Here is a 22,429-nt window from a genome sequence, read left to right on the forward strand (position 1 = left end):
GGACCCGCATGGTCAGCTCGTCCCACGAGGCGATGCACCGCATCTTCCAGGAGTGCCCGGACCTCTTCTCCCGGGTGTCGGAGGTGCTGGGCGTCGACTTCGCCCCGCCCACCGCCGTGGACATCCTGCCCACGGACCTCACCGAGACCCGCCCCCTCGAACGCCGGGTGGACACCCTGCTGCGCTTCGACACCGAGGAGGACGGCACCTTCCTGCTGGCGGTGGAAGCCCAGGGCAAGAAGGACCCCGCCAAATCCGCCAGCTGGATGTACTACCTCACGTACCTGCACAGCAAGTACCGGCTCCCGGTCTTCCTGCTGGTCGTGTGCCAGGACCGTTCCACGGCCGAGTGGGCGACGCGGCCCGTGCACATCGGGAACCCGAAGTGGGCATCACTGACGATGCGGCCCTTCGTGATCGGCCCGCACAACATGCCGCTGATCACCAGAACGGAGGAGGCCCGCAAGGACCCGGCACTGGCGACGCTCGCCGCGATCACACACGCTGACAATCGGGACGCCGATGCCATACTGAAGGCGGTCTCCGGCGCCCTGCGCGAAACACCTGAACAGCTGGCGTACGTCCTCGCGGAATTCATCGCACAAGGCCTGGGCGGACGCCCCATCGCATCCCTGTGGAGGAAACTGATGGCTGTCGAACTGTCGTTCTTCCAGTCTTCCGTCTCGGAGGAGCTGCGCGAGGAGGGGCGGGAGGAGGGCCGCGAGGAAGGCCGCGAAATCGGCCGCCAGGAAGGCCAGGCTGCAGGCCTCGCAAAGGCCATCCTGCGCCTCCTTGACCGCCACGGCGTGGACGTGCCGAGCGCGGCCCGCGAGCGCATCACCGGCTGCCTGGACCTGGAGCTCCTGGACCAGTGGTTCGACCGCGCCCTCACAGCCACGTCGGTCGATGAGCTCTTCGCCGATGAGTAACCCCGACGCGGAAGAGGTGTTCATCTTCGACCGCCGCATGGTGCTCATCGAAAAGATCAATCAAGGTCTCAGCGACAACCCGGAGGCCCTTGCCAAGTGGATGGAGCTGGTGGATCGGCATTTTCCCTTCTTCAGGGTGACACTCAGGGAAGCAGCTCGTTGGCAAGCCCTCAGAGAGTGCCGCATCGAAAACATCCTGTCGGTCTTGGAAAGGCGCGCCCTCGACGTCACCGACGACACCCGCGAGCGCATCGCCGACTGCTTCGACCCGGATCTCCTGCTCCGCTGGTTCGACCGCGCCCTCACCGCCACCTCCGCCGAGGAGATCTTTACCGACGCCTAGGCCTCGTCCGCCGACCATGTGTGGAGCCAGAGGGTGAGGGCTGCGACGGTGGCCGGCGATGGTCAGTACGGGGTGAGTGGGAGGCTGCTCTCTCGCTTCCCCTCGACCACGGCGCCCGTGACGACCTGAAACAGCTCATCGACGCGGACCCGTGCTTCACCCTTCACTTCGACACCTCAGCCGTCGAAGTACAGGCAGAGGGCTTCGACGATCTTGATCAGCTTCGGCTGACGGTCATTCCCGGGCCGTAATCGGCTGCAGACCGAAGGGGTTCGCGGGCCTGCTCGGTTAGTGACCGGCAGCCGGTGGCCGCACCCTTTTCCAGACCAGCCCCTACCGGCAAGATCGGGATGGCCCCGAGCGTCGACTCTGGAGTTGAATCGGCTGATGGACATGTCCTCCCGAGAGATCCGCATGCCGCTCAGCGAGGTCGTCGCAGTGCTGCAGGACCTGAACGAGTTCGTCGTTTCTCTTGACCGGCTCGGATCCCGTCAGGCAGCCGGAACCGCCGACGAGTACACCGTCGGCGAATTCATCGCAGACTGGGATGTCGCTCGGCGATTGGCCCGCGCCCGACGCGTCATCAGCGTTGCGCTGGATGCGCAACTGAGCAAGGAGGACAACGCCGAGATCGACGCCCTGTGCGACCAGGGCCGCTTCTACGGCACGGACAGCGCCATCAGCCCCTCCGCTGAACAGTCCAGCTGAGGCTCGACCGGGCAGGCTAGCCGCAGCGCAGCTGGCCGCTGCCGCCCTTCCCGACTCCCCGAGGGGGACGACCGCCTTCCCGGACCTAGGGGCCCACGGTGTCCTTGGCGACCAGCCTCCCGCCCGAGTAGCACAGGCGGTAGAGGTCGACCTCCTCCAGGAGGTTGCCGTTCGAGCGGTAGAAGTCGCAGGTGGCGCCGGGCGGGGCGGGCGCGGAGCGCGCCGCTTCGGGGGCGTAGCGGAAGGGCCGGGCGGGGAGCACGGGGGTCAGGTCCGCGCGGGGGGTGCCGACGCGGAGGCCCTCGTAGCGGGACGGCGGCAGGACGCTGCCGGTGAGCTGGTACGCCAGGTACGCGGCACTCGGCAGGAAGACTGCCGCCGCCGCGGCGGGGAAGGCGAAGACGGCCGCGAAGCGCCAGCGGGCGATGCGGCGGACGCGGGCGCGGCGGCGTACCGATTCGGGTACGGCGTCGGCGGACGGCGTACGGTCGGCCGGGCCGTCCGGGTCAGGGGGCGCTGCCTGGGCGGAGGCCCGGTGCGGAAGGGTGGCGGCGACCTCGAAGCCACCCGCGTACGGACCGGCGCGCAAGGTGCCGCCCAGGACCGCCACCCGCTCACGCAGTCCGGCCAGGCCGTGGTTTCCGCCCACGACGAGCGGCGGCGGGCCGTCCGGCGGCTCCGTGTTGACGACGCGTACGCGCGTGGTGTCGCCGGTGTGCGCGATGGTGACGCGGACGGCGCTGCCCGGCGCGTGCTTGGTGGCGTTGGTGAGGGCCTCCTGCACCACCCGGTACACGGCCCGTTCGACCAGGGGCGACCGGGGCGGCGGTCCGCCGCGCTCCCACCGCACCGGGACGCCGGAGGCGACCGCACGCCCGAGCAGCTCCTCCACCGTGTCGGCCGCGTCCCCGTGCGGGTCGGCGCGCAGCACGGTGACGGTCTCGCGGAGCCGGTCGACGGCGTCGGATATCGCGCGCCGGAGTTCGGCGACGTCGTCGCGGTCCTGCGCGGTGAGGGACGGCGACAGCTCCAGCGCCCCGGCGCGCAGCGCGACCAGGCTCAGGACGTGGCCGAGGGAGTCGTGCATGTCGGCGGCGATGGCCGCGCGTTCGGTCAGGCGGGCCCGCTCCGCGGCGAGGTGCTGCCGTTCCTCCAGGTTGCGGGCCAACTGCCAGCCGCCCTCGACCAGTTCGCGGCGCCCGCGCCGGTAGCGGCCGGCGAGCCAGGGCGGCAGGAGGGCGGCGGGCAGCATGGTCATCGCGTAGAACCACCACACCGCGGGGACCCGCAGGACGGCGCAGACGGCCAGGTCGACCGTCAGGCAGCCGGCGAGCACCAGCAGCGGCGTGCGGGCCGTGGCGCTGCGGGCGCCCAGCAGGAAGCTCATGCAGGCCAGCGTCAGCGCGTAGACGTTCGCCGGGCTCGCGGCACCGGCGAGCCCCAGCGCGCACGGGACGTTGGCCAGGAGGACGGCCGCCCCGGGGCGGCGGCGGGACAGCGGTACGGCCACGGCCAGCGCGAGCAGGGGGATGAGCAGGTCCCGGGTGGCGGAGGGGGTCCGGGTGTCGCCGAACCAGAGGGCGCCGGCGGTCGCGAACACCGCCCACAGGGCGATGTCGGCGACCACCGGCCTCAGCCAGGGCCATGGCCTCAGCTCTCCTGGGAGTGCCGGGGGCTCAGTGCGTGCTGTCACCAGGCCGACGCTACGTCACCCGTACTACACCCGTACGACGCGGCGACCGGGGTCACGCATCCCGGCGGCGCAGCACGTACAGGCCGGCGAGGTGGGCGGCGAACGTCCACGCGAGCAGCACGAGGAGTGCTGTGGCGGTGCCGTAGGGGGCGCCGGCGCCGCCCCGCATGAAGATGCCGCCCGCGCTGTGCGGCAACCAGTCGTTGATTGCGAACAGGGCCGGGCCGCCGAGTCCGACGAGCATGCTCGGCAGGGCCCACAGCAGGGTGAAGAGCACCGTCAGGGTCCCGGCCGCGTGGCGCGTCGCGAAGGAGACGCCCACGGTCATGACGGCGATGAAGGCGTAGTACACGCCGACGGAGAGCGTCTGGCCCACCGTCTCGGCGGCGTCGAACGAAGCGCGGCCGGAGAACGGGTCCCACGCGACAGCCGTGCCCAGCGCGGCGCACACGGTGCCTGCGGTGAAGGTGACCAGCGCGGTGACCAGCGCCTTGGCGAGCTGCACGCGGCGGCGCACCGGTACCCACAGCAATGACGCGCTCATGCTGGTGGTCGTGTACTCGCTGGTGACGGTGAGCATGGCCAGGATGACCACGGCGAACTGGACGAGGACCGTGGAGGAGATCGCCGCATGGCCGACGGGCTGGACGGGATGGTCGTTGATGCGCGCGATCGAGCCGTAGTAGAAGGTGAACACGCCGGTCGCGACAAGCGCCGCCGCGAGACAGAGGTACGGGGCGCGCACCGACCACAGCTTGGTCCACTCCGCGGCGACCGCCAAGCGAAACGGCCGGGCCGGGGGGCGGGGAGTGTCGTGCGCCGTCATCGTGTCTCCCCCTCGGTCCGTGCGCCCGTCGCGTACTCGACGCTGCGCGCCGTCAGGTCCATGTACGCCTGCTCCAGGGACACGTGGACGTCGGTGAGCTGGTGCAGCCGGACGCCGCAGCGGTGGGCGAGGTCGCCGACCTGCCCGGCGGTCCGGCCCGTGACGACGATCTCGTCCCGGTCCGCCGTGTCGACGGTCACGGACACGGTCGCAGTGGCGTCCGACCTGTCGGTCGCCGCCAGGCCACGTACGAGGACGGCCCGCTCCTCCGGATCCGGTACGCGCACCCGCACGGTCGCGCGGGAGCCGCCCGCGAGGAAGTCCGCCATGGAGGTGTCGGCCAGCAGCCGGCCCCGGCCGATGACCACGAGGTGGTCGGCCGTCAGCTGCATCTCGCTCATCAGGTGGCTGGAGAGGAAGACCGTGCGGCCCTGCGCGGCCTGGCTCCGGACGAGGTCGCGCATCCAGCGCACGCCGTCGGGGTCGAGGCCGTTGACCGGCTCGTCCAGGATCAGCGTGGACGGGTCACCGAGCAGCGCCCCGGCGACGCCGAGCCGCTGGGACATGCCGAGCGAGTACGTCCCGGCGCGGCGGCGCGCCGCCTTGGCGAGGCCGACGGTCTCCAGCACCTCGTCCACGCGGCGTACCGGGATGCCGTTGCTGCGGGCCTGTGCGACGAGGTGGCTGCGGGCGGAGCGCGCGGGGTGGAGCGCCTTCGCGTCCAGCAGCGCGCCGACCTCGCGGACCGGGTGCCGCAGGGCGGTGTAGGGCCTGCCGTTGACAAGGGCCCGGCCCCGGGAGGGGTGGTCGAGGCCGAGGATCATCCTCATCGTGGTGGACTTTCCGGCGCCGTTGGGGCCGAGGAAGCCGGTCACCTTGCCTTCCCTGACGTCCACTGTCAGGTCGTTGACGGCGACGGTCTCGCCGTAGCGCTTGCTGAGCCCTCTCAGGGTGATCACGCCGATTCCTCCGTCTGCTCCGAGGTACGGCGACGACGCTAAGAGGCCTGCGTCCAGCGGCACATGGGCCGATCGTCAGGTCCTTCCTTCCGTTCGTCGGGGGTGGTGCTGCGCCGCTGGTCGGACTTCGGCGGGGGTCCGGGCCGCGCGGCCCGGCCGGGTCCGTACGCTCGCCGTGTGGAAGAGACGACACCAGGTCAACGGCCGGTCCGCGTCCTCGTGGTGGACGACGAGGCGATGGTGCGGGCCGGTATCCGGGCCATCCTGGCGCGGGACCCGCGGACGGAGGTGGTCGCCGAGGCGGCCGACGGGGCGGAGGCGGTCTCGCTGGCGCGCCGTCACCGGCCCGATGTGGTCCTCATGGACATCCAGATGCCCGGCCTCGACGGCATCGCGGCGGCGGCCCGCATCCATCAGGCCGTGCCGACGAGCGGCGTGGTGATGCTGACGACGTTCGGCGAGGACCACTTCATCCAACGGGCCCTGGAGGAAGGCGCCAGCGGGTTCCTGCTGAAGGCCGACGATCCCCGGGAGCTGCTGAACGGGGTGCAGGCCGTGGCCTCCGGCGGGGCCTACCTGTCGCCGAGGGTCGCCGCCCGGGTCGTCGCCGGTCTGCGCGCGCACCGGTCCGCCCGGCCCCGGCGGTCCCTCGACCATCTGACGGGCCGGGAGCGCGACGTGCTGGCCGGGCTCGGCGCGGGGCTCTCCAACGCGGAGATCGCGGCGACGCTGCACCTGGTCGAGGGCACGGTGAAGGCCCACGTCAGCGCCGTACTGGCGAAGCTCGGCGCCCGGAATCGTGTGGAGGCCGCCCTCGCGGCGCACGAGGCGGGCCTGGTCGCGGGCCAGGTCGCGGGCCAGATCGCGGACCGGCCGCCCCAGCCACCCCGGCGGTCCCAGCCGCACCAGTAGTCCCGTCAGCCCCGGCCGTCCCCGCGCGACAACTGAAGAACCGACACGCCATCCGGAAGGACCATGACTTCATGACGACCCCTGCCCGTGGCCTCACGCTCTGGATACCCCGACTCGTCCACGCCGCCGCCGCGACGCACCTGCTCGTCGGCTTCGTCGCCGCCCGCTCCCACTGGAGCGGCATCCTCTCCGAGGGGCTGTGGAACACCGTCGGCAACGACGACGAGGGCCGCATGATGGCCCTCTGGTTCATGGCCTGCGGCATCGCCTTCATCGGTCTCGGCCTCCTGGCCCGCAGGTCCGCGACGACCACCGGGACGCTGCCCCCCGAGCTCGGGTGGATCCTGCTGGCGCTCGGGGTGCCGGTGTCCCTGCTGGAGCCGGTTTCCGGCGGCTGGTCACTGGTCGCCATCGGCGCGCTGGCGGTGCTGCGTTCGCGGCGGGACCGTGCGGCGCTGTCGGCACCGGAGCGCCGGGAGAGCCCTGAGGGGACCCGCCCCGCCCCAGGCAACCCCGCCCCCCGATAATCCGTCTAACCGACCGCGCGGCGCGCGGCTCCGCACCAGCCCCGCCGCCGCGATCGGGGACGACGTAACGCAGGCGGGGGCACCGCTGCGGGGGAAGCGGACGGGGAGCACGGCAAGTGAACGAGATACGGGGGGCGGGGCTGCGCCCTGCCATCGGGCGGGTGGCGACGAACGTGCGGCGGCGCGGCGTTCTGGCCGGCATGGCCGCCATCGGGGCGGCGGTCGCCGCCGGGGTCACCGGGTGCACCGTGCCCACGCCACGGCGCAGCGGGCCCACGGCCGATCCCGCGCCCGGGATGCCGATCACCAGCTCGCGGCGCGCGCAGCTGATGCAGATCGCCGCACACCCGGACGACGACCTGTACTTCATGAACCCGGACACCCAGCGGATGGTCGACGCCGGTGTCCCGCTGGTCTCCGTCTACGTCACCGCGGGCGAGCACGACGGCAAGAACCACATCCCCGGCCGCAAGGACATCCCCGCCGACAAGTCGGCGTACTCCTCGGCCCGGCACCAGGGGCTGCGGCAGGCGTACGCGCGGATGCTGGGACTCGACACGTTCACGCCGTGGCAGAAGGGCGTCCTCACCCTCCGCGGCGACCGGCGCGCCGAGATCAACACGCTGACCCACGGCAACCGCCGCGTCGAGCTGGTCTTCCTCAACCTCGCCATGCACGCCCCGCGCCGCTGGATGGCGCTCCCCAGCCTGTGGCACGACCGCCAGTTGGGCCTGCGGACCGTCGTCGCCGACGACTCCCCCGTACGCAAGGCCGACGACTACGACTACGACCGGCTCATCGACGTGCTCGTCGGGCTCATGGAGCAGTACCGGCCGACCGTCATCCACACCCTGGACCCGGATCCGGACATCCAGCACAGCGACGAGAAGACCCGCAAGAAGGACTCCGAGCAGCGGGGTTACTCGGACCACGCCGACCACACCGCCGTCGCCTCCTTCAGCTGGGCGGCCATGATCCGCTGGGTCGCGCACGCGACGGGGGACGGCGGCGCGATACCGGCCTTCGTGACGACGTCCTTCCGGGGCTACTACAACCGGCACTGGCCCAAGAACCTCCCCGAGCCCGTGCTGCGCGAGAAGGCCGCGCACCTCGTGCCGTACGGCGGCGACCCGGACTGGCAGTGCGGCAACAGCGGCGGCTGCGGCGACTACAGCGTCGGCGGCGTCCGCCCCCTCACCAACAAAAAGGGGTGGGTGCGGGCCACGCACTACCGCTACCCGGACCCCGGGCCGGTCGTCGTCACCGAGCCCGACGGACGGCTCGCCGTGTACGGGGTGCTCGGCCTGCGCGCGGTGCGCTGGCACGAGACCGCGCGCGGCAGCGGCCAGTGGGGCGAGCCGGACGACCTCGGCGGCGGGCCGCTCGCGCCCGGCCTCGGCTCGGCGGCCCTCAAGGACGGGCGGCGGCTCCTCTTCGGCCTGCGCTTCGCGGCGCTCGGCGGGCACGGCGGCCCGAACAAGCGCGAGATCGTGGTGCTGGAGCAGCGCACGCCGGGTGGGCCGTTCCTCCCCTGGCGCGGGCTCGGCAACCCCGAGCACGGCGACGACCGCGGGCGCCGGCTCGGCGTCCCGGTGGCCGTCACCGACGGCGGCGACCGGGTCCACCTCTTCGTACGCAACGCGGACAAGGGCGTCAGCACCCGCGTCCGGGAGCCCGACGGCAGCTGGGGGCCCTGGCGGGACCTCGGCGGCGAGGAGATCCAGGACGGCCTGGCGGCCGCGGCGGACCGCACCGGGCGCGTCCACCTCTTCGCCACCGCCCGCGACACGATCCACCACTGGGCGCAGACCGCGCCGGGCGGGCGGGTCACGTTCCGCCCGGACAGCGGTCTGCCCGCCTCCGGCGATCCGCTGGCGGTGGCGGCGGCGCCCGACGGCGGCCTGGAGCTGTACTACCGCGCGCCGACCAGCGAGAAGCTGACGGCGGTACGCGTCGACGGCGCGGCCCCGACCCGTATCGCCTTCGACGGGTACGGGCCCGTCGGCGCCGTCGCGACCCCCGAGGGGCCGGTGCTGGTCGGCAAGGACCTGCGGGGCCGCGTCCGGATCCGCACCGGCGGCGGACGGCTGTCCACCCGTACGCAGGGGGCCGTGGCCCTGGAGTCGGCGACGCTGCACGCCCACCGCGAGCACGGCGTCGTCGCGATCGGCCTCGGCGCGGACGCCCACCCGTGGACATGGGCGCCGGAGCCGCGTACCGAAGGCTGAGCGCCCAGCGCCGGATACGCCGAAGGGCCCCGCACCTCTCGGTGCGGGGCCCTCGGCTTGCAGCAGCTCTGCGACGAGCTACCAGGTCAAACCGTCAAAGTTACTTGACGATCTTGGTGACCTGGCCGGCGCCGACGGTCCGGCCACCCTCACGGATGGCGAACTTGAGGCCCTCCTCCATGGCGACCGGCTGGATCAGCTGGACGGACATGGAGGTGTTGTCGCCCGGCATGACCATCTCGGTGCCCTCGGGGAGGGTCACGACGCCGGTCACGTCCGTGGTACGGAAGTAGAACTGCGGGCGGTAGTTGTTGAAGAACGGCGTGTGGCGGCCACCCTCGTCCTTGGACAGGATGTAGGCCTGCGCCTCGAACTCGGTGTGCGGGGTGACCGAGCCCGGCTTGATGATGACCTGGCCGCGCTCGACGTCCTCGCGCTTGATGCCACGGAGGAGCAGACCGACGTTCTCACCGGCCTGGCCCTCGTCGAGCAGCTTGCGGAACATCTCGATGCCGGTGACCGTGGTGGTGGTCTTCTCGGTCTTGATGCCGATGATGTCGACGGTCTCGTTGACCTTCAGGACACCACGCTCGATACGGCCGGTGACGACCGTACCGCGACCGGTGATCGTGAAGACGTCCTCGATCGGCATGAGGAACGGCTTGTCGACGTCGCGCTCCGGCTGCGGGATGGCCTCGTCGACGGCGTTCATCAGGTTGAGGACCGACTCGGCCCACTCCGGGTCGCCCTCGAGCGCCTTCAGCGCCGAGACCTTGACGACCGGCAGGTCGTCGCCCGGGAACTCGTACTCGGAGAGGAGCTCACGCACCTCGAGCTCGACGAGCTCCAGGATCTCCTCGTCGTCCACCATGTCGGCCTTGTTCAGGGCGACGACGATGTACGGAACGCCGACCTGGCGGGCCAGGAGCACGTGCTCCTTGGTCTGCGGCATCGGGCCGTCGGTGGCGGCGACCACGAGGATGGCGCCGTCCATCTGGGCCGCACCGGTGATCATGTTCTTGATGTAGTCCGCGTGACCCGGGCAGTCGACGTGCGCGTAGTGACGCGACTCCGTCTGGTACTCGACGTGCGCGATGGAGATGGTGATACCGCGCTGACGCTCCTCAGGAGCCTTGTCGATCTGGTCGAAGGCCGAAGCCTCGTTCAGGTCCGGGTACTTGTCGTGCAGCACCTTGGTAATGGCGGCCGTGAGGGTCGTCTTACCGTGGTCGATGTGACCGATGGTGCCGATGTTGACGTGCGGCTTAGTCCGCTCGAACTTCGCCTTCGCCACGGGGGTCCTCCTGAGAGTGGTTCTGGTACGCCTTACTCATCGGCGCCAGGTGATCTTTGCTGGGTGGCCACCCGCCGGGAACTCTGCCTCGGGTTCGGGGCGGAGCCCCGGCGGATGGTGTCAAGCCTAAAGCGTGAACCGGTGAGAGTTACTCGCCCTTGGCCTTCGCGATGATCTCCTCGGCGACGTTCCGCGGAACCTCGGCGTAGGAGTCGAACTGCATCGAGTAGCTTGCGCGACCCGAGGTCTTGCTGCGGAGGTCGCCGACGTAGCCGAACATCTCCGAAAGCGGCACCAGGCCCTTGACGACCCGGGCGCCGGCCCGCTCCTCCATGGCCTGGATCTGGCCACGGCGGGAGTTGATGTCACCGATGACGTCGCCCATGTAGTCCTCGGGCGTGGTGACCTCGACGGCCATCATCGGCTCGAGGAGCACCGGGGACGCCTTGCGCGCGGCCTCCTTGAAGGCCTGCGAACCGGCGATCTTGAAGGCGAGCTCGGAGGAGTCGACCTCGTGGTAGGCACCGTCGAGAAGCGTGACGCGGACGCCCGTCATCTCGTAGCCCGCGAGGATGCCGAACTGCATGGCCTCCTGGCAGCCGGCGTCCACCGAAGGGATGTATTCCTTCGGGATGCGGCCACCGGTGACCTTGTTGACGAACTCGTACGAGGCGTCGCCGCCCTCGATCGGCTCGACCGCGATCTGCACCTTGGCGAACTGACCGGTACCACCGGTCTGCTTCTTGTGGGTGTAGTCCACGCGCTCGACGGCCTTGCGGATCGTCTCACGGTACGCGACCTGAGGCTTGCCGACGTTGGCCTCGACCTTGAACTCGCGCTTCATGCGGTCGACGAGGACCTCGAGGTGAAGCTCGCCCATACCGCCGATGACGGTCTGGCCGGTCTCCTCGTTGGTGTGCACCTGGAAGGAGGGGTCCTCCTCCGCGAGACGCTGGATGGCGACACCCAGCTTCTCCTGGTCACCCTTGGACTTGGGCTCGATCGCGACCTCGATGACCGGGGCCGGGAAGTCCATGGACTCCAGGATGACCGGGGCCTTCTCGTCGCACAGCGTCTCACCGGTCGTGGTCTGCTTCAGACCCATGACGGCGATGATGTCGCCGGCGCCCACCGACTCGATCTCCTCACGCTTGTTCGCGTGCATGCGGTAGATCTTGCCGATGCGCTCCTTCTTGCCCTTGACGGAGTTCAGCACCGAGGTGCCGGACTCCAGGCGACCGGAGTAGATCCGGACGAAGGTGAGCTTGCCGAGGTGCGGGTCGCTCATGATCTTGAACGCCAGCGCCGACAGCGGCTCGTCGTCGGACGGCTTGCGCTTGACGACCGTCTCCGCGTCCTTGACGTCGTGGCCCTCGATGGCCTCGATGTCGACGGGGGAGGGGAGGTAGCGCACGACCGCGTCGAGCAGGGGCTGGACACCCTTGTTCTTGAACGCGGTGCCACAGAACACCGGGGTGACCGTGGTGCCGGTGCCCTTGCCGGAGGCGATGGTGATACGGCGGATCGCGGCGTACAGCTGCTCCTCGGACGGCTCCTGGCCCTCCAGGTACAGCTCCATGATCTCTTCGTCGTTCTCGGCGACGGTCTCGACCAGCTTGCCGCGCCACTCCTCGGCGGCCTCGGCGTGCGTGGCCGGGATGTCGACGATGTCGTACATCTCGCCCTTGGCGGCCTCGGCGGACCAGACCAGCGCCTTCATGCGGACCAGGTCGATGACGCCCTTGAAGTCCGCCTCGGCACCGATCGGGAGCTGCATGACGATCGGCTGCGCACCCAGGCGGTCCGAGATCATGTCCACGCAGCGGTGGAACTCGGCGCCCGTACGGTCGAGCTTGTTGACGAAGCAGATACGCGGAACGCCGTAGCGGTCCGCCTGACGCCACACGGTCTCGGACTGCGGCTCGACACCGGCCACACCGTCGAACACCGTCACGGCGCCGTCGAGGACGCGGAGCGAACGCTCCACCTCGACGGTGAAGTCGACGTGACCCGGGGTGTCGATGATGTTGATGGTGTGATCGACGTCCTCGAGCGACCAGTGGCAGGTCGTCGCGGCGGACGTGATCGTGATGCCGCGCTCCTGCTCCTGCTCCATCCAGTCCATCGTGGCGGCGCCGTCGTGGACCTCACCGATCTTGTACGAAACGCCGGTGTAGAACAGGATCCGCTCGGTGGTGGTCGTCTTGCCCGCGTCGATGTGGGCCATGATCCCGATGTTGCGGACCCTGGCCAGGTCAAGCGAAGTGGTAGCCATAAGGCTTCAGTCTTCTCTCGGTCTCGATGTGGGTGCGACTACCAGCGGTAGTGCGCGAAGGCCTTGTTGGACTCGGCCATCTTGTGCGTGTCCTCACGCTTCTTGACCGAAGCACCGAGGCCGTTCGAGGCGTCCAGGAGCTCGTTCATGAGGCGCTCGGTCATGGTCTTCTCGCGACGGGCGCGGGAGTAACCCACGAGCCAGCGCAGCGCGAGCGTGGAGGCGCGACCGGGCTTGACCTCGATCGGCACCTGGTAGGTGGCGCCACCGACACGGCGGGACTTGACCTCGAGAGACGGCTTGACGTTCTCGAGGGCGCGCTTCAGCGTGATGACCGGGTCGTTGCCGGTCTTCTCGCGGAGGCCTTCCATGGCGCCGTAGACGATCCGCTCGGCGGTGGAGCGCTTGCCGTTCAGCAGGATCTTGTTGATGAGCGAGGTCACCAGAGGAGAACCGTAGACCGGGTCGATGATGACCGGGCGCTTCGGGGCGGGGCCCTTACGAGGCATTCTTACTTCTCCTTCTTGGCGCCGTAGCGGCTGCGGGCCTGCTTGCGGTTCTTGACACCCTGGGTGTCGAGCGAGCCGCGGATGATCTTGTAACGAACACCCGGCAGGTCCTTCACACGGCCACCACGCACGAGCACGATGGAGTGCTCCTGCAGGTTGTGTCCCTCACCCGGAATGTAAGCCGTGACCTCGATCCCGCTGGTCAGACGCACACGCGCGACCTTGCGGAGGGCCGAGTTCGGCTTCTTCGGGGTGGTCGTGAACACACGCGTGCAGACGCCGCGGCGCTGAGGGGAACCCTCGAGTGCGGGCGTCTTGTTCTTCTCGACCTTGTCCTGCCGGCCCTTCCGGACCAGCTGCTGGATCGTAGGCACTACTTCTCCGGTTTCTGTGTGCCGTGTAGTAAAGCTAACCTGGAACGTTGCCGACCCACGCGGTCGGGTGTGTCGAATACTGCGGACTTCCGCCGCGAGGCGGAAATGGGCGCAGATTGCGGTGGCCGATGCTCGACTCGCCGTGCGGTTGAGGACACGCACAGGAGCCCAGGCACACCCCAGGCACAAGGTCTGAGCGTACCTACCGTATGGACCTGGGTCAAAACAAATGACCTCGCCCGCCGGGCCCCGACCGCCTGCGCGAAAGCGCCTCGCCTCGGCGTCCGCCCGAACCCCGGTCCCGGCCGCCGGCCCGGCTGTGGGCGCGGGCGTGGGCGCGGGGGCTGCGCGCCGCCTCAGGGGTGGTCGCCGGGCCTCCGGCGGCGCGCCGGGAGCCGCGGGATCGTGGGGACGCGGGAGCTGCGCGACTTGGCGACGAGCTTGGGCGCGGCGGCCGCGGTACGGGCCTGGTCCGCAGCCTGATCCTGCGCATCGGCCTGGCGCTGCGGGCCCTCGCGGGTCGCGGACTCGGCGGCGGGCCGGCGCTGCGGGCCCTCGGCGGCGCGTGAGCCGGCGGCGTCTTGGCCCTGCGGGTGCTCGTTGGTGCCGGGCGCGTTCCCGTCCGGGGGCGGGCGGTGCGCGTCCTCGACGGCGTCCGACGGGGGCGGGACCTGGCCCTGCCCGTTCTCGCGGGGGTGCGGGCGCGGTGCGGCCGGGGCCTGGCGCTGGGTGGGGGGCTCGGCGGCGGGCGGGTCGGCCGGGGCCTGGCGGGCCTGGCGGGCTGGGCGGTCGCGAGGGTGCGCCGCCGCGTCCTCGCTTGTTGCGCGCGAGCGCGAAGCGGGCGAAGTGGGCGGAGAGACCGGGGCCGGGTCCCTTCCGGCGTCGCCGGACGCGCCGCCGCGCCCCCTCGGCCGCCGGGAGGCCGACGCGCTCGCCTCGGCGCCGGGGCCCGGGGACTCCGGGCCGGTTTCCGGTCGGCCCCCGGCGGACTCGTCGTCCGCCGCCGGGTCCTCGCCCTGGGGGAAGGGGATGACCGCCGCCTGGCCCGGCGTGCGGCCGACCAGCCGCAGGCGGCGGGTCTGGGCGATGCGGCGGGCCTCCTCCAGGACGGGTTCGTACTCGTCGGCGGCGTCGCGCCAGCCGTTGACGTACGCCTGGAACTCTCGGCGCGCCAGTTCCTCGCGCAGCAGCACGACGACCTCGTCGGGCGCGTGCCCCTCCAGGTAGCGACCGAGGGCGGCGAGCAGGGCCGGCAGGTCGGCGGCCGGTTCCGGAAGTCCGCGTACGGGGCCCCTGGCCCTGGTCGGCCCCGCCTCGTCGTCGCCCGGGTCGCCGGTCGGCCGGGAGCACCCCTCGCCCTCGACCATGACACTCTCTTTCGCAACCCGTCGCCGTTTCGGTTCCGCCGAAGACGCCGGTTCACGCTCCGCGCCGGCGACGCCCATACCTACGGCGGTGCCCCCGGAGGCTCGGCCGCCGCCGGGGCAATGAGCCTGCGAAATCGTGGGGACAGGCGCGAACAAGCTTACGAGAAAGCGGAGTCAGGCCTCGCGGACACCCTTCGCGTCCGCCTGCCGGGCCCCTGGGTGCCCCTCGCGCTCGGGGCGGCCGGCGGGCCACTCGGGGAGGAACTGTCCGGCCACCCGGATGAACATGTCGCGCTGGTCGGGCGGGATGCCCAGCCCGGCCGCGGCCTGTTCGAGGGTGAGGGCGGGGGCCGCCGACTCCTCGGCGGGCGGCACGTCACCGGACAGGCCGGGCAACGGCAGGTCCTCCTCGGTGAGTCTGCCGGACTTGATGAGCATGTCGCGGACCGGGACGCGCAGCACGTGGGCGAGGCGGCGCATGGTCTCCAGGTCCGGCATGCTCTGCCCCTGCAGGAGGCGGGTGATGGCCGCCCGGTGCACGCCGGCCTCGTCGGCGAGGCGGGATTTGCCACCGCCGCGCGGGCTGTCGATGTCGTACCCCTGCCGCCGGATCACCCCTTCGATCCAGGCCGTGAACTCTTCCAGTTCGCTGACGGACATGGGTACGCCCTCCCTTCGAGGCGGCCACCAGACTATCGCGCTTGCGCGCACTGGTTGCGCGCTTACACGCACGCAATTGTGAAGATTGCGTCGAGAAGTGGGTACGCCCCCTTTCACTTTTAGTTGCGCGCTCGCTCGCAACATGTCAGTGTGCTGCCTCGCAACATACGTTTCGCTCAAGCGTTCGCAGTGCATCAGGGGGCCACCGTCATGTCCGTACCGCCGTTCAACGCCCGTCCGTCGTCGTCATCGTCCGCCGCGGAGCTGCGGGAGTTCCTCGGGTGGCGGATGGACGCCGCCTGTGCGGGGCTGCCGCCGCAGGTGGTCTTCGCCCGGCGGCCGGCCGACGCGGCGCCGGCGCTGCGGGCGTGCGCGCGCTGCCCTGTGACGCGGGAGTGCGAGGAGGCCGTGGACCCCGCGCGTACGTGGTTCGACGGCGTGAGCGCCGGGCGGCTGTGGCACAACGGCCGGCCCGTGGACCTGAACCGGGGCAACCGTGCCCGCGCCCAGGGCGGCGCCCGTGAGGCCGAGGCCCTCGCGGCGGGCCCCGAGGACCACCGCATGCCCCCGCTCGACCAGGCCGCCGCCTGACCTCCGCCGCCGCGCAGGCCCCGCACGTACGTACACCACACGCCGCCGGTACGGCCGGCACCACCGGTACGGCCGGCACCACCGGGCCGGCAGCCACAGTCACTCACCACGTCCGCCACCGTCGTGTCGGCGGCCGCTCCACGTCGGCGCTCTCGCGGCGCCCCGCAGGAGGGAGCACTCCATGTCCGTCAGCCAGCCCACCACCCTCACCACCACCGCCGACGACGCCACCGCCGGCGTCGTACGGGATGCCGCACTGTGGACCGCCATGCTGGTCCGCCAGTTCCCCGAACTGCTCACCGAACTGGCGCCGTCGCCGAGCCGCGGCGGCGCGCCGACCCGTGACCGCCCGGCCCCCGGGGCCGCGCAGCTCGCCGCCCGCGCCGCCCGGCTGCGCGCCGAGCGGCAGGAGGCGCTGCTGAACGAGCAGCGCCACGGCCTGTCCGTACCGGGGCACGTCGCCTCCCCCATCCGCCTCCACGTGTCCGACGCGATCCGGGACATCACCGACGGTGTGGTGGAGCTGGAGGAGGCGGTGTACGACCGGCTGGGCCTGGGCCGGCCGCGCCGGGCCGACGTCGCGCAGCGGCTGCGGCGGATCACGGAGCTGCTCGGCCGCATCGGCTCCGACGCCACGCTCGCCGTCCACGTACGGGACGAGATGCGCCGCATGGCGAGGCGCTGCGCGCGGGAGCTGGGCGAGGCGGAGACGGTGGTGCGCGTGTCCGGGCGCTGCCCGTGGTGCGACTCGGTGTCGCTGCGGGCGTTCCCGACGAGCCGGGCCGTGGTGTGCGTCAACCCCGGGTGCCGGTGCGGTCTGCCGGACTGCGACTGCGTGAGCGACCCGGCGTTCCGGCACCTGTGGGCGGAGGACGCCTGGCAGCAGCTGGCCGAGGCGGCGGAGGGCGGCGTGGCGGAGATCGCCGCCCGCATGGAGGAGACGGCACCGGCGGCGGCGGCCGCGGCGGTGCGCGACGGAGGGGCCCGATGAGCCGTACGCCGATCACGTCCCGGATCCCGGTCCCGGCCGGAGCCGCGCTCGTCACCGGGCAGCTGGCCGCGCAGGAGGCGGGGGTCGTGCCCACCACCATCCGCAAGTGGGTGCAGCTCGGGCACCTGTCCCCCGCGGGGCGGCAGGGCAGGGCGCAGCTCTACCGGCTGGAGGACGTCTTCGCCGCCGAGCGCTCCGCGCGCCGCAAGCCGCGGCCGGTCCAGGCCTGAGCACGCATGACGACGCCGGGGCGGCCACTTCCTCAGAGGAGTGGTCGCCCCGGCGTCGTCGTGCGTATCGACGTATCGAGAGGTCAGCCGCGTTCCGCCGTGTCCGGCGGGCTGGGGATGCGCACCACGGACGCGTGCTGCACCTGCTTCGCGGGGGCGGGTGGCTCCGGGCTCAGCGTGGCCACCGCCTCCTGCCAGCCGCTGGAGAAGCCGCGCAGCTCGGCGTCGACCGTGAGGCGCGCGCCGACCTTGGCGATGACGGAACTGAGGGCGCGGCCGACCCCTCCGGTGTACGTCCCCGCCGCGGCGCTCTCCACGGCGACCTCGACGACGGCGGCGGCGACATCTGCCAGTCGGTCCTGCGAGCTGTTCCTCATCGGCCTTCACCGCCGGCGGCCCGCCCGCTCCTCGTGTTCGTCTCCTGCACGCCCCACCACTCCTCACTCCCGCCCGGGTGCTCCGTACCTTCCGCGTCCGCGTCCGCTCGTCCGCTCGACCCTGCTCCTTGCTCGAACTTATGTTCGGGTTAGCGAGCGTAGCGCAGATGAGGGGGGTCGCGGCGGACATACGGAGCGCGTCCCCCCGCAGCCGGGGGGAAGTTGGTTGCGGAGGCCGCGGGCCTCGATCACACTTGGAGCAGCGGCAGAGCTGCGCCCTCCACCAGGGCGGCGGTCCTGCCGCTTCGTGTTTTCCCGACTCTCCGACTCTCTCCTGAAGGGAGCGTCCATGTGAGCCCTCTCGCCTTCCCGGACGCGGAACGACTCGTGGTCGACCACCTGAAGAACCGGGCGGAACTGGCCGGTGTCGTGGTCGACAATCGGCCGCCCGCCGGGTTCGACGGCACCCAGAAGGCCGTCCTCGTCTCCCGCGTCGGCGGCGCCTGGGTGGACGACCTCCACCTCGACCAGCCGCTGCTCGACCTGGAGGTCTACGGGCCGGACAAGACCGCCGCCCACACGGTGGCGCTCACCGCGCGTGCCGCGCTGCTCGAAGCCGCCGGAACGGTGTACGGCGGCGCCTCCGTCACCGAGGTGGCCGAGGCGGACGGTCCGCGCTGGCTGCCCGACTACAACCGGCCGAACGGCAACCGCTACCTCTCGACGGTCCGGATCTCGATCCGCCCCGCGTAACCGGCCCGCGCAACCGGTCCGTACCGCGGGCCGCACCGCACCGGCACACCCCGCCGCGCGTCCCGCGCGGCCCACGAACAGGCCCTGTCGCACCCGCGGCGGGGCCTTCGCCATATCCCGCACCACCCTTCACCTGAGGAGTTCCCATGCCCGCCAACAACGGCAACCAGATCCGCGTCGCCGGCACCGGCCGCATCCTCGTCGCCGCCGCCGGCCCCACCGGCCCGGCCGCGCCGAAGCACACCGCCGACGAGTGGGTCACCGGCTGGACCGAGCTCGGCTACACCAGCACCGACGGCATCAAGTTCAACAAGAAGGACAAGATCGACCCGGTCGACACCTGGCAGTCGGTCAGCCCGGCCCGCTTCATCTACTCGGACCGCGACCTGACGGTGAAGTTCCAGCTCCTGCAGTTCAACAAGGACACGCTGCCGTTCTTCATGGGCGGCGGCTCGGTCACCCCGGTGACCGCCACCGGGGCCGTCGACACCTACTCGTACGCCATGGGCGCCGAGCCGCAGAAGGACGAGCGCCAGCTCGGCATCGAGTTCAAGGACGGCTCGGACGTCACATACCGCTTCATCGTCCCGCGCGGCCAGGTCACGGAGACCGAGGAGATCGGCCTGACCCGCACCGGCGCGCTGAAGCTCGGCATCACCTTCACCGCCCTCGCGCCCGAGGGCAGCTCCACGCTGGCGACCTGGATCATGAAGGACAAGTCGTACGCGTAAGGGCGCGGCGCTCCCCCGGCGCCCGCCCCTCCCCCACGCCGGTGTCCGGCGCGCGGTCCCCTGTGGCCGCGCGCCGGGCGCCGGCGCCTTCGTTTCCCCTCCCCCCTCCCCCCTCCCCCATCCCCCATCCCCAAAGGAGCCCACGCATGTCCTCCTTCAACGTCAACGCCGCCCGCGCCCAGCGCCTGGAAGCACTCGGCCGCGCCTGGAGCTTCGAGCTCGACGACCAGACGTTCCAGCTGCCGACCGAGCTGTCCCGCTCCACCGCCCGCAAGCTGCGCGAGCTCGACGACAACGACGTCGACGGGCTGCTGCGGCTGCTCCTGGGCGAGCAGCAGTACGCCCGCTTCGACCGCCTGGAGGTCACGATGCAGGACATCGCGGCCATCCTGGAGGCGTACGGCAAGGAGACCGGGCTCGGCCTGGGGGAAGGCTGAGCCTCGGCGTGCTCGTCGAGGAGCACGCCGAGGCCCTGGAGGCCGACCTGCTGCGCCACTACGGCGTGGACCTGCTCGACTGGCACCGCGGCCGGCTCTCCTCGCGCCGGCTCGCGGTGCTGGTCCGGCACATGCCGCGTGACAGCGCGCTCGCGCGCGCGACGCACGGCGAGGCGGCGGAGTGGGGCGTGAGCGACTACCTGCTCGCCGCCGCGGTGGACCATCTCGCCGAGTCCAACTGGATGTTCGCCACGGTCAACCAGGACGAGGACGCGGAGCCGCTGGAGTACCCGAAGCCGGTACCGCGGCCCGACGACGGCGACGGCGGGGAGGCCGAGGAGTCCGCCCCGCCGGAGGTCGTCGGCCCGACTCCGGAGGAGATCAGCCGCTTCTTCGCCTGACCCGGCCCGATGCGGTCCGCGGCCGCCGGGCAACCCGGTGCGCGTCAGCTCTCGAACATCCCGACGGCCAGAAAGGCGCCGCCGAGAATGCCCAGGACGAGCTGCACGAAGAGATAGGCGCCGATGCTCACACCCGCCCAGGGGACCGGGCGCCTCAACTCGTACTGAGTGCGCGAACGCTTCGGGCGCTTCGGGTCGTAGACCACGGACACCTTCCGGCCCCGCTCCGGGACCGGAAGGGGATAGGGCTTCTGCCGGTATTCGTAATGCGACATCCCGGCGCTGTCGACATAACGGTACGCGCACGCCCAAAGGCCGTTGTTCCGGAAGGCGCGATCGCACGTCGCTTCCACCGGCACCCCCTTGCGGCGCAAGCGCAGGTGCACATAGAGCGAAGCCGCGGCCACGGGCGCGACGACCACGGCGGGCGCAAGCAGCAGAAGCCATGCGATCCACGGTCCGACGGACATGGTCTCCCCGAGGAAACGGCGGGCGTCAACCTCCCGCAACGGAAATAGAGGAAAAATGCCGCAACAAGGATCAGATAAACCGGTACTCGGCACCCCGCCATGGATCGATCCCAATGAGTCGCTGCGCTACAAGGAGATGTACCGCGAGCTCAGCCACACTGTCAACGGCTTGGCCACGAGTCTGGCCGTCATCAAATTCGACGTCACAGCGCTCGCCCTGGGGCTCACCGTGGTGAAGGCGGATTTCACGCTCTTCAAGGTGGACGAGAAGGGCATGACCTTCCGCGGAAAGCAGATCGCCACCTTCCCGTGGGCCGACCAGAAAAAGCACCTGGAAAACCGCATCGAACAAGCGGAGAGAACGGAACACAGGAAACTCAAGGCGCTCAACGAGGAGGTGGAGAAGCTCAAGGCGATCCGTCAGCGCGTAGATGAGAAGAACACCGAGGCACGGGCGTCGAAGGACAAGACCGTCGTCTACGAGACGCGCGCCGAACTGAGCAAGCTGATGCGCGATGCGGAGCGCACCGAAAAGCGCATACGCGAGAAGGTGGCCGAACTCGGCAAGACGAACGCCTTGCAGATGAAGCTCAACCGGATCAAGGAAATGGAGAAGAAGGCGGAAGAGGCCCGTAAGAACGTGGCGACGGACGCTCGCAAGACTCGGTCGGAAATGAACGGCCTCATACGCGAGATGCGCTCGGTACAGAACGGACTGCGCAACTTGTCCGGCTCCCTCTGATCAGGAAAGGTGGCACCCGACGTGTCATTGACCAGCAAGCTGCGCAGTGCGGCTTCGGCGACCCAGCGGTTGTCCCAGGTACTGGCGCAGGGCGGCAAAGCCGTCTCCGGCATGAAGACTTCGGCCCAACAGGGCACCGCCGCCGTGGCGAAGCTGCGCGGCGGCGCCGACAAGGCCGGCTCGTCCCTCGGCAAGCTCCGCACCTCCGCCAACAACGGCAACAGCGCCGTCGGCAAGCTCCGGACCGGCCTGAACAACGCCAACACCTCCTTCGGCAAGGCCAAGGGCGGCACCGACAAGTTCAAGACCTCGCTCGACAAGCTCAAGGGCTCCGCCGACAAGGCGAAGAACGCCCTGCGTGACGTCAAGCGCCAGGCGGACGCCGTCGAGAAGTCCGTCGGCAAGGCCGGCAAGAACGCGGACAAGACCGGCAAGACCATGGGTGGCGGGCTCACCAAGGGCCTCAAGGGCGCGAGCCTGGCGCAGAAGGGCCTCAACCTGGCCATGGCGGCCAGCCCGTTCGGCCTCATCATGACGCTGCTCGCCCCGCTCATCGCCAAGTTCGTCAACGTCGACAAGATCGTCTCCGTCGTGACGAAGGGCTTCAAGGCCGGCATGAAGGCGATCCAGAGCGCCGTGTCCACGGCGATCGGGGTCATCACGCCGATCCTCAAGGGCGTCGGCAACGTCATGCTCGCGCCCTTCCGGGCCTTCGCCACCGCCATCAACACGATCATCGGCGCGCTCAACGGCTTCAAGGTCTCGATCCCCAGCTGGGTGCCGAAGTTCGGCGGCAAGAGCTTCTCCATGAACCTGCCGAAGATCCCCGTCCCCCACCTCGCCAAGGGCGGCATCGTCCAGCCCCGCAACGGCGGCACCCTCGCCGTGATCGGCGAGGCCGGCGAGCACGAGGCCGTCATCCCGCTCAGCAAGCTGGAGCGCATGATCGGCCCCGGCGGCGGCCGCGCCCAGATCGCCCGGCTCGCCGAGGCGGTCGAGCGGCTCGCCGACCGGCCCGTCCACGTCCAGGTCGACGGCCAGACCATCGCCCGCGCCGTCATCGCCGGCCACCGCCAACTCGCCCGCCGCTAGGTCGTGTCCG

At 71.0% G+C, this 22,429-nt stretch carries 26 protein-coding genes; 15 read left to right on the top strand and 11 right to left on the bottom strand.

The window, feature by feature from the left end; genetic code table 11:
- Nucleotides 1–8 precede the first annotated feature (8 nt).
- The 3 genes from AB0A69_RS16720 (at nucleotide 9) to AB0A69_RS16730 (ending at nucleotide 1,980) form a co-directional block, all read left to right on the top strand.
- Entirely contained in the window at nucleotides 9–929 is a 921-nt protein-coding gene (locus AB0A69_RS16720; protein WP_361421455.1) for a hypothetical protein, read from the top strand.
- The gene (locus AB0A69_RS16725; RefSeq protein WP_361421458.1) at nucleotides 922–1,272 is read left to right on the top strand and encodes a hypothetical protein; all 351 of its coding nucleotides are present in this window, start codon (nucleotides 922–924) and stop codon (nucleotides 1,270–1,272) included. The genes AB0A69_RS16720 and AB0A69_RS16725 overlap by 8 nt, the downstream gene beginning before the upstream one ends.
- A gap of 387 nt (nucleotides 1,273–1,659) precedes the next feature.
- A complete protein-coding gene (locus tag AB0A69_RS16730) occupies nucleotides 1,660–1,980 on the top strand; it encodes a hypothetical protein (RefSeq protein ID WP_361421461.1) in 321 nt (106 codons plus the stop codon).
- Nucleotides 1,981–2,065: 85 nt separating this feature from the next.
- Here the strand turns inward: AB0A69_RS16730 and AB0A69_RS16735 are convergent, their stop codons facing one another.
- From AB0A69_RS16735 to AB0A69_RS16745, 3 genes are read right to left on the bottom strand one after another with little or no spacing between them, the layout of a single operon-like run.
- Complete coding sequence (locus AB0A69_RS16735) at nucleotides 2,066–3,673, bottom strand: histidine kinase (protein WP_361421464.1); 1,608 nt, start codon at nucleotides 3,671–3,673, stop codon at nucleotides 2,066–2,068.
- A gap of 52 nt (nucleotides 3,674–3,725) precedes the next feature.
- Nucleotides 3,726–4,499, bottom strand: coding sequence for an ABC transporter permease (locus AB0A69_RS16740; RefSeq protein ID WP_361421467.1), 774 nt, complete (start codon nucleotides 4,497–4,499; stop codon nucleotides 3,726–3,728).
- Complete coding sequence (locus tag AB0A69_RS16745; protein ID WP_361421470.1) at nucleotides 4,496–5,458, bottom strand: ABC transporter ATP-binding protein; 963 nt, start codon at nucleotides 5,456–5,458, stop codon at nucleotides 4,496–4,498. The genes AB0A69_RS16740 and AB0A69_RS16745 overlap by 4 nt, the downstream gene beginning before the upstream one ends.
- Nucleotides 5,459–5,635: 177 nt before the next feature.
- On the opposite strand from AB0A69_RS16745, the gene AB0A69_RS16750 reads away from it, so the two are divergent.
- The 3 genes from AB0A69_RS16750 (at nucleotide 5,636) to AB0A69_RS16760 (ending at nucleotide 9,125) form a co-directional block, all read left to right on the top strand.
- A complete protein-coding gene (locus tag AB0A69_RS16750; RefSeq protein WP_361421473.1) occupies nucleotides 5,636–6,370 on the top strand; it encodes a response regulator transcription factor in 735 nt (244 codons plus the stop codon).
- 71 nt (nucleotides 6,371–6,441) lie between these two features.
- Nucleotides 6,442–6,897, top strand: coding sequence for a DUF6463 family protein (locus AB0A69_RS16755; protein WP_361421476.1), 456 nt, complete (start codon nucleotides 6,442–6,444; stop codon nucleotides 6,895–6,897).
- A gap of 200 nt (nucleotides 6,898–7,097) precedes the next feature.
- On the top strand, nucleotides 7,098–9,125 hold the full coding sequence (locus tag AB0A69_RS16760; RefSeq protein WP_361421688.1) for a PIG-L family deacetylase: 2,028 nt from the start codon (nucleotides 7,098–7,100) through the stop codon (nucleotides 9,123–9,125).
- A 100-nt stretch (nucleotides 9,126–9,225) separates the two neighbouring features.
- Here AB0A69_RS16760 and tuf read toward each other — a convergent pair whose 3' ends face one another.
- The 6 genes from tuf to AB0A69_RS16790 form a co-directional block, all read right to left on the bottom strand.
- Nucleotides 9,226–10,419 carry an elongation factor Tu gene (gene tuf / locus AB0A69_RS16765; RefSeq protein WP_361421479.1) on the bottom strand — a complete coding sequence of 398 codons (1,194 nt, stop codon included), beginning with the start codon at nucleotides 10,417–10,419 and terminating at the stop codon, nucleotides 9,226–9,228.
- Between the two features lie 148 nt (nucleotides 10,420–10,567).
- A complete protein-coding gene (gene fusA, locus AB0A69_RS16770; RefSeq protein ID WP_355361794.1) occupies nucleotides 10,568–12,694 on the bottom strand; it encodes an elongation factor G in 2,127 nt (708 codons plus the stop codon).
- Nucleotides 12,695–12,732: 38 nt separating this feature from the next.
- Nucleotides 12,733–13,203: a 30S ribosomal protein S7 gene (gene rpsG / locus AB0A69_RS16775; protein ID WP_031076642.1), complete on the bottom strand. Its 471-nt coding sequence runs from the start codon at nucleotides 13,201–13,203 to the stop codon at nucleotides 12,733–12,735.
- A 2-nt stretch (nucleotides 13,204–13,205) separates the two neighbouring features.
- A complete protein-coding gene (gene rpsL, locus AB0A69_RS16780) occupies nucleotides 13,206–13,577 on the bottom strand; it encodes a 30S ribosomal protein S12 (RefSeq protein ID WP_003948652.1) in 372 nt (123 codons plus the stop codon).
- Nucleotides 13,578–13,933: 356 nt separating this feature from the next.
- Complete coding sequence (locus AB0A69_RS16785; RefSeq protein ID WP_361421483.1) at nucleotides 13,934–14,944, bottom strand: hypothetical protein; 1,011 nt, start codon at nucleotides 14,942–14,944, stop codon at nucleotides 13,934–13,936.
- Between the two features lie 174 nt (nucleotides 14,945–15,118).
- On the bottom strand, nucleotides 15,119–15,604 hold the full coding sequence (locus tag AB0A69_RS16790) for a helix-turn-helix domain-containing protein (RefSeq protein WP_361421486.1): 486 nt from the start codon (nucleotides 15,602–15,604) through the stop codon (nucleotides 15,119–15,121).
- Nucleotides 15,605–15,814: 210 nt separating this feature from the next.
- Here AB0A69_RS16790 and AB0A69_RS16795 point away from each other — a divergent pair, with 210 nt between their 5' ends.
- From AB0A69_RS16795 to AB0A69_RS16805, 3 genes are all read left to right on the top strand, one after another.
- On the top strand, nucleotides 15,815–16,195 hold the full coding sequence (locus AB0A69_RS16795) for a WhiB family transcriptional regulator (RefSeq protein ID WP_361421489.1): 381 nt from the start codon (nucleotides 15,815–15,817) through the stop codon (nucleotides 16,193–16,195).
- Between the two features lie 181 nt (nucleotides 16,196–16,376).
- Nucleotides 16,377–17,186: a hypothetical protein gene (locus AB0A69_RS16800; RefSeq protein WP_361421492.1), complete on the top strand. Its 810-nt coding sequence runs from the start codon at nucleotides 16,377–16,379 to the stop codon at nucleotides 17,184–17,186.
- Entirely contained in the window at nucleotides 17,183–17,416 is a 234-nt protein-coding gene (locus AB0A69_RS16805) for a hypothetical protein (RefSeq protein ID WP_361421495.1), read from the top strand. The genes AB0A69_RS16800 and AB0A69_RS16805 overlap by 4 nt, the downstream gene beginning before the upstream one ends.
- 83 nt (nucleotides 17,417–17,499) lie before the next feature.
- On the opposite strand, the gene AB0A69_RS16810 is transcribed toward AB0A69_RS16805, so the two are convergent.
- Nucleotides 17,500–17,793, bottom strand: coding sequence for a hypothetical protein (locus AB0A69_RS16810; protein ID WP_361421498.1), 294 nt, complete (start codon nucleotides 17,791–17,793; stop codon nucleotides 17,500–17,502).
- 351 nt (nucleotides 17,794–18,144) lie between these two features.
- Here AB0A69_RS16810 and AB0A69_RS16815 point away from each other — a divergent pair, with 351 nt between their 5' ends.
- From AB0A69_RS16815 to AB0A69_RS16830, 4 genes are all read left to right on the top strand, one after another.
- Nucleotides 18,145–18,546, top strand: a complete 402-nt coding sequence (locus tag AB0A69_RS16815; protein WP_361421501.1) for a hypothetical protein — start codon at nucleotides 18,145–18,147, stop codon at nucleotides 18,544–18,546.
- Nucleotides 18,547–18,692: 146 nt separating this feature from the next.
- Complete coding sequence (locus AB0A69_RS16820) at nucleotides 18,693–19,277, top strand: phage tail protein (protein ID WP_361421504.1); 585 nt, start codon at nucleotides 18,693–18,695, stop codon at nucleotides 19,275–19,277.
- 146 nt (nucleotides 19,278–19,423) lie between these two features.
- On the top strand, nucleotides 19,424–19,714 hold the full coding sequence (locus AB0A69_RS16825) for a hypothetical protein (RefSeq protein WP_355361775.1): 291 nt from the start codon (nucleotides 19,424–19,426) through the stop codon (nucleotides 19,712–19,714).
- A 65-nt stretch (nucleotides 19,715–19,779) separates the two neighbouring features.
- On the top strand, nucleotides 19,780–20,115 hold the full coding sequence (locus AB0A69_RS16830) for a hypothetical protein (RefSeq protein ID WP_361421691.1): 336 nt from the start codon (nucleotides 19,780–19,782) through the stop codon (nucleotides 20,113–20,115).
- Nucleotides 20,116–20,159: 44 nt separating this feature from the next.
- Here AB0A69_RS16830 and AB0A69_RS16835 read toward each other — a convergent pair whose 3' ends face one another.
- Entirely contained in the window at nucleotides 20,160–20,585 is a 426-nt protein-coding gene (locus AB0A69_RS16835) for a DUF3592 domain-containing protein (protein ID WP_361421508.1), read from the bottom strand.
- A 55-nt stretch (nucleotides 20,586–20,640) separates the two neighbouring features.
- On the opposite strand from AB0A69_RS16835, the gene AB0A69_RS16840 reads away from it, so the two are divergent.
- Nucleotides 20,641–21,327 (top strand): hypothetical protein, encoded by a 687-nt coding sequence (locus AB0A69_RS16840; protein WP_361421511.1) that lies wholly within the window; start codon nucleotides 20,641–20,643, stop codon nucleotides 21,325–21,327.
- A gap of 21 nt (nucleotides 21,328–21,348) precedes the next feature.
- The gene (locus AB0A69_RS16845; protein WP_361421513.1) at nucleotides 21,349–22,419 is read left to right on the top strand and encodes a hypothetical protein; all 1,071 of its coding nucleotides are present in this window, start codon (nucleotides 21,349–21,351) and stop codon (nucleotides 22,417–22,419) included.
- Nucleotides 22,420–22,429 lie beyond the last annotated feature (10 nt).

The organism is Streptomyces sp. NPDC045431, from assembly GCF_040646655.1.
GTDB lineage: Bacteria > Actinomycetota > Actinomycetes > Streptomycetales > Streptomycetaceae > Streptomyces.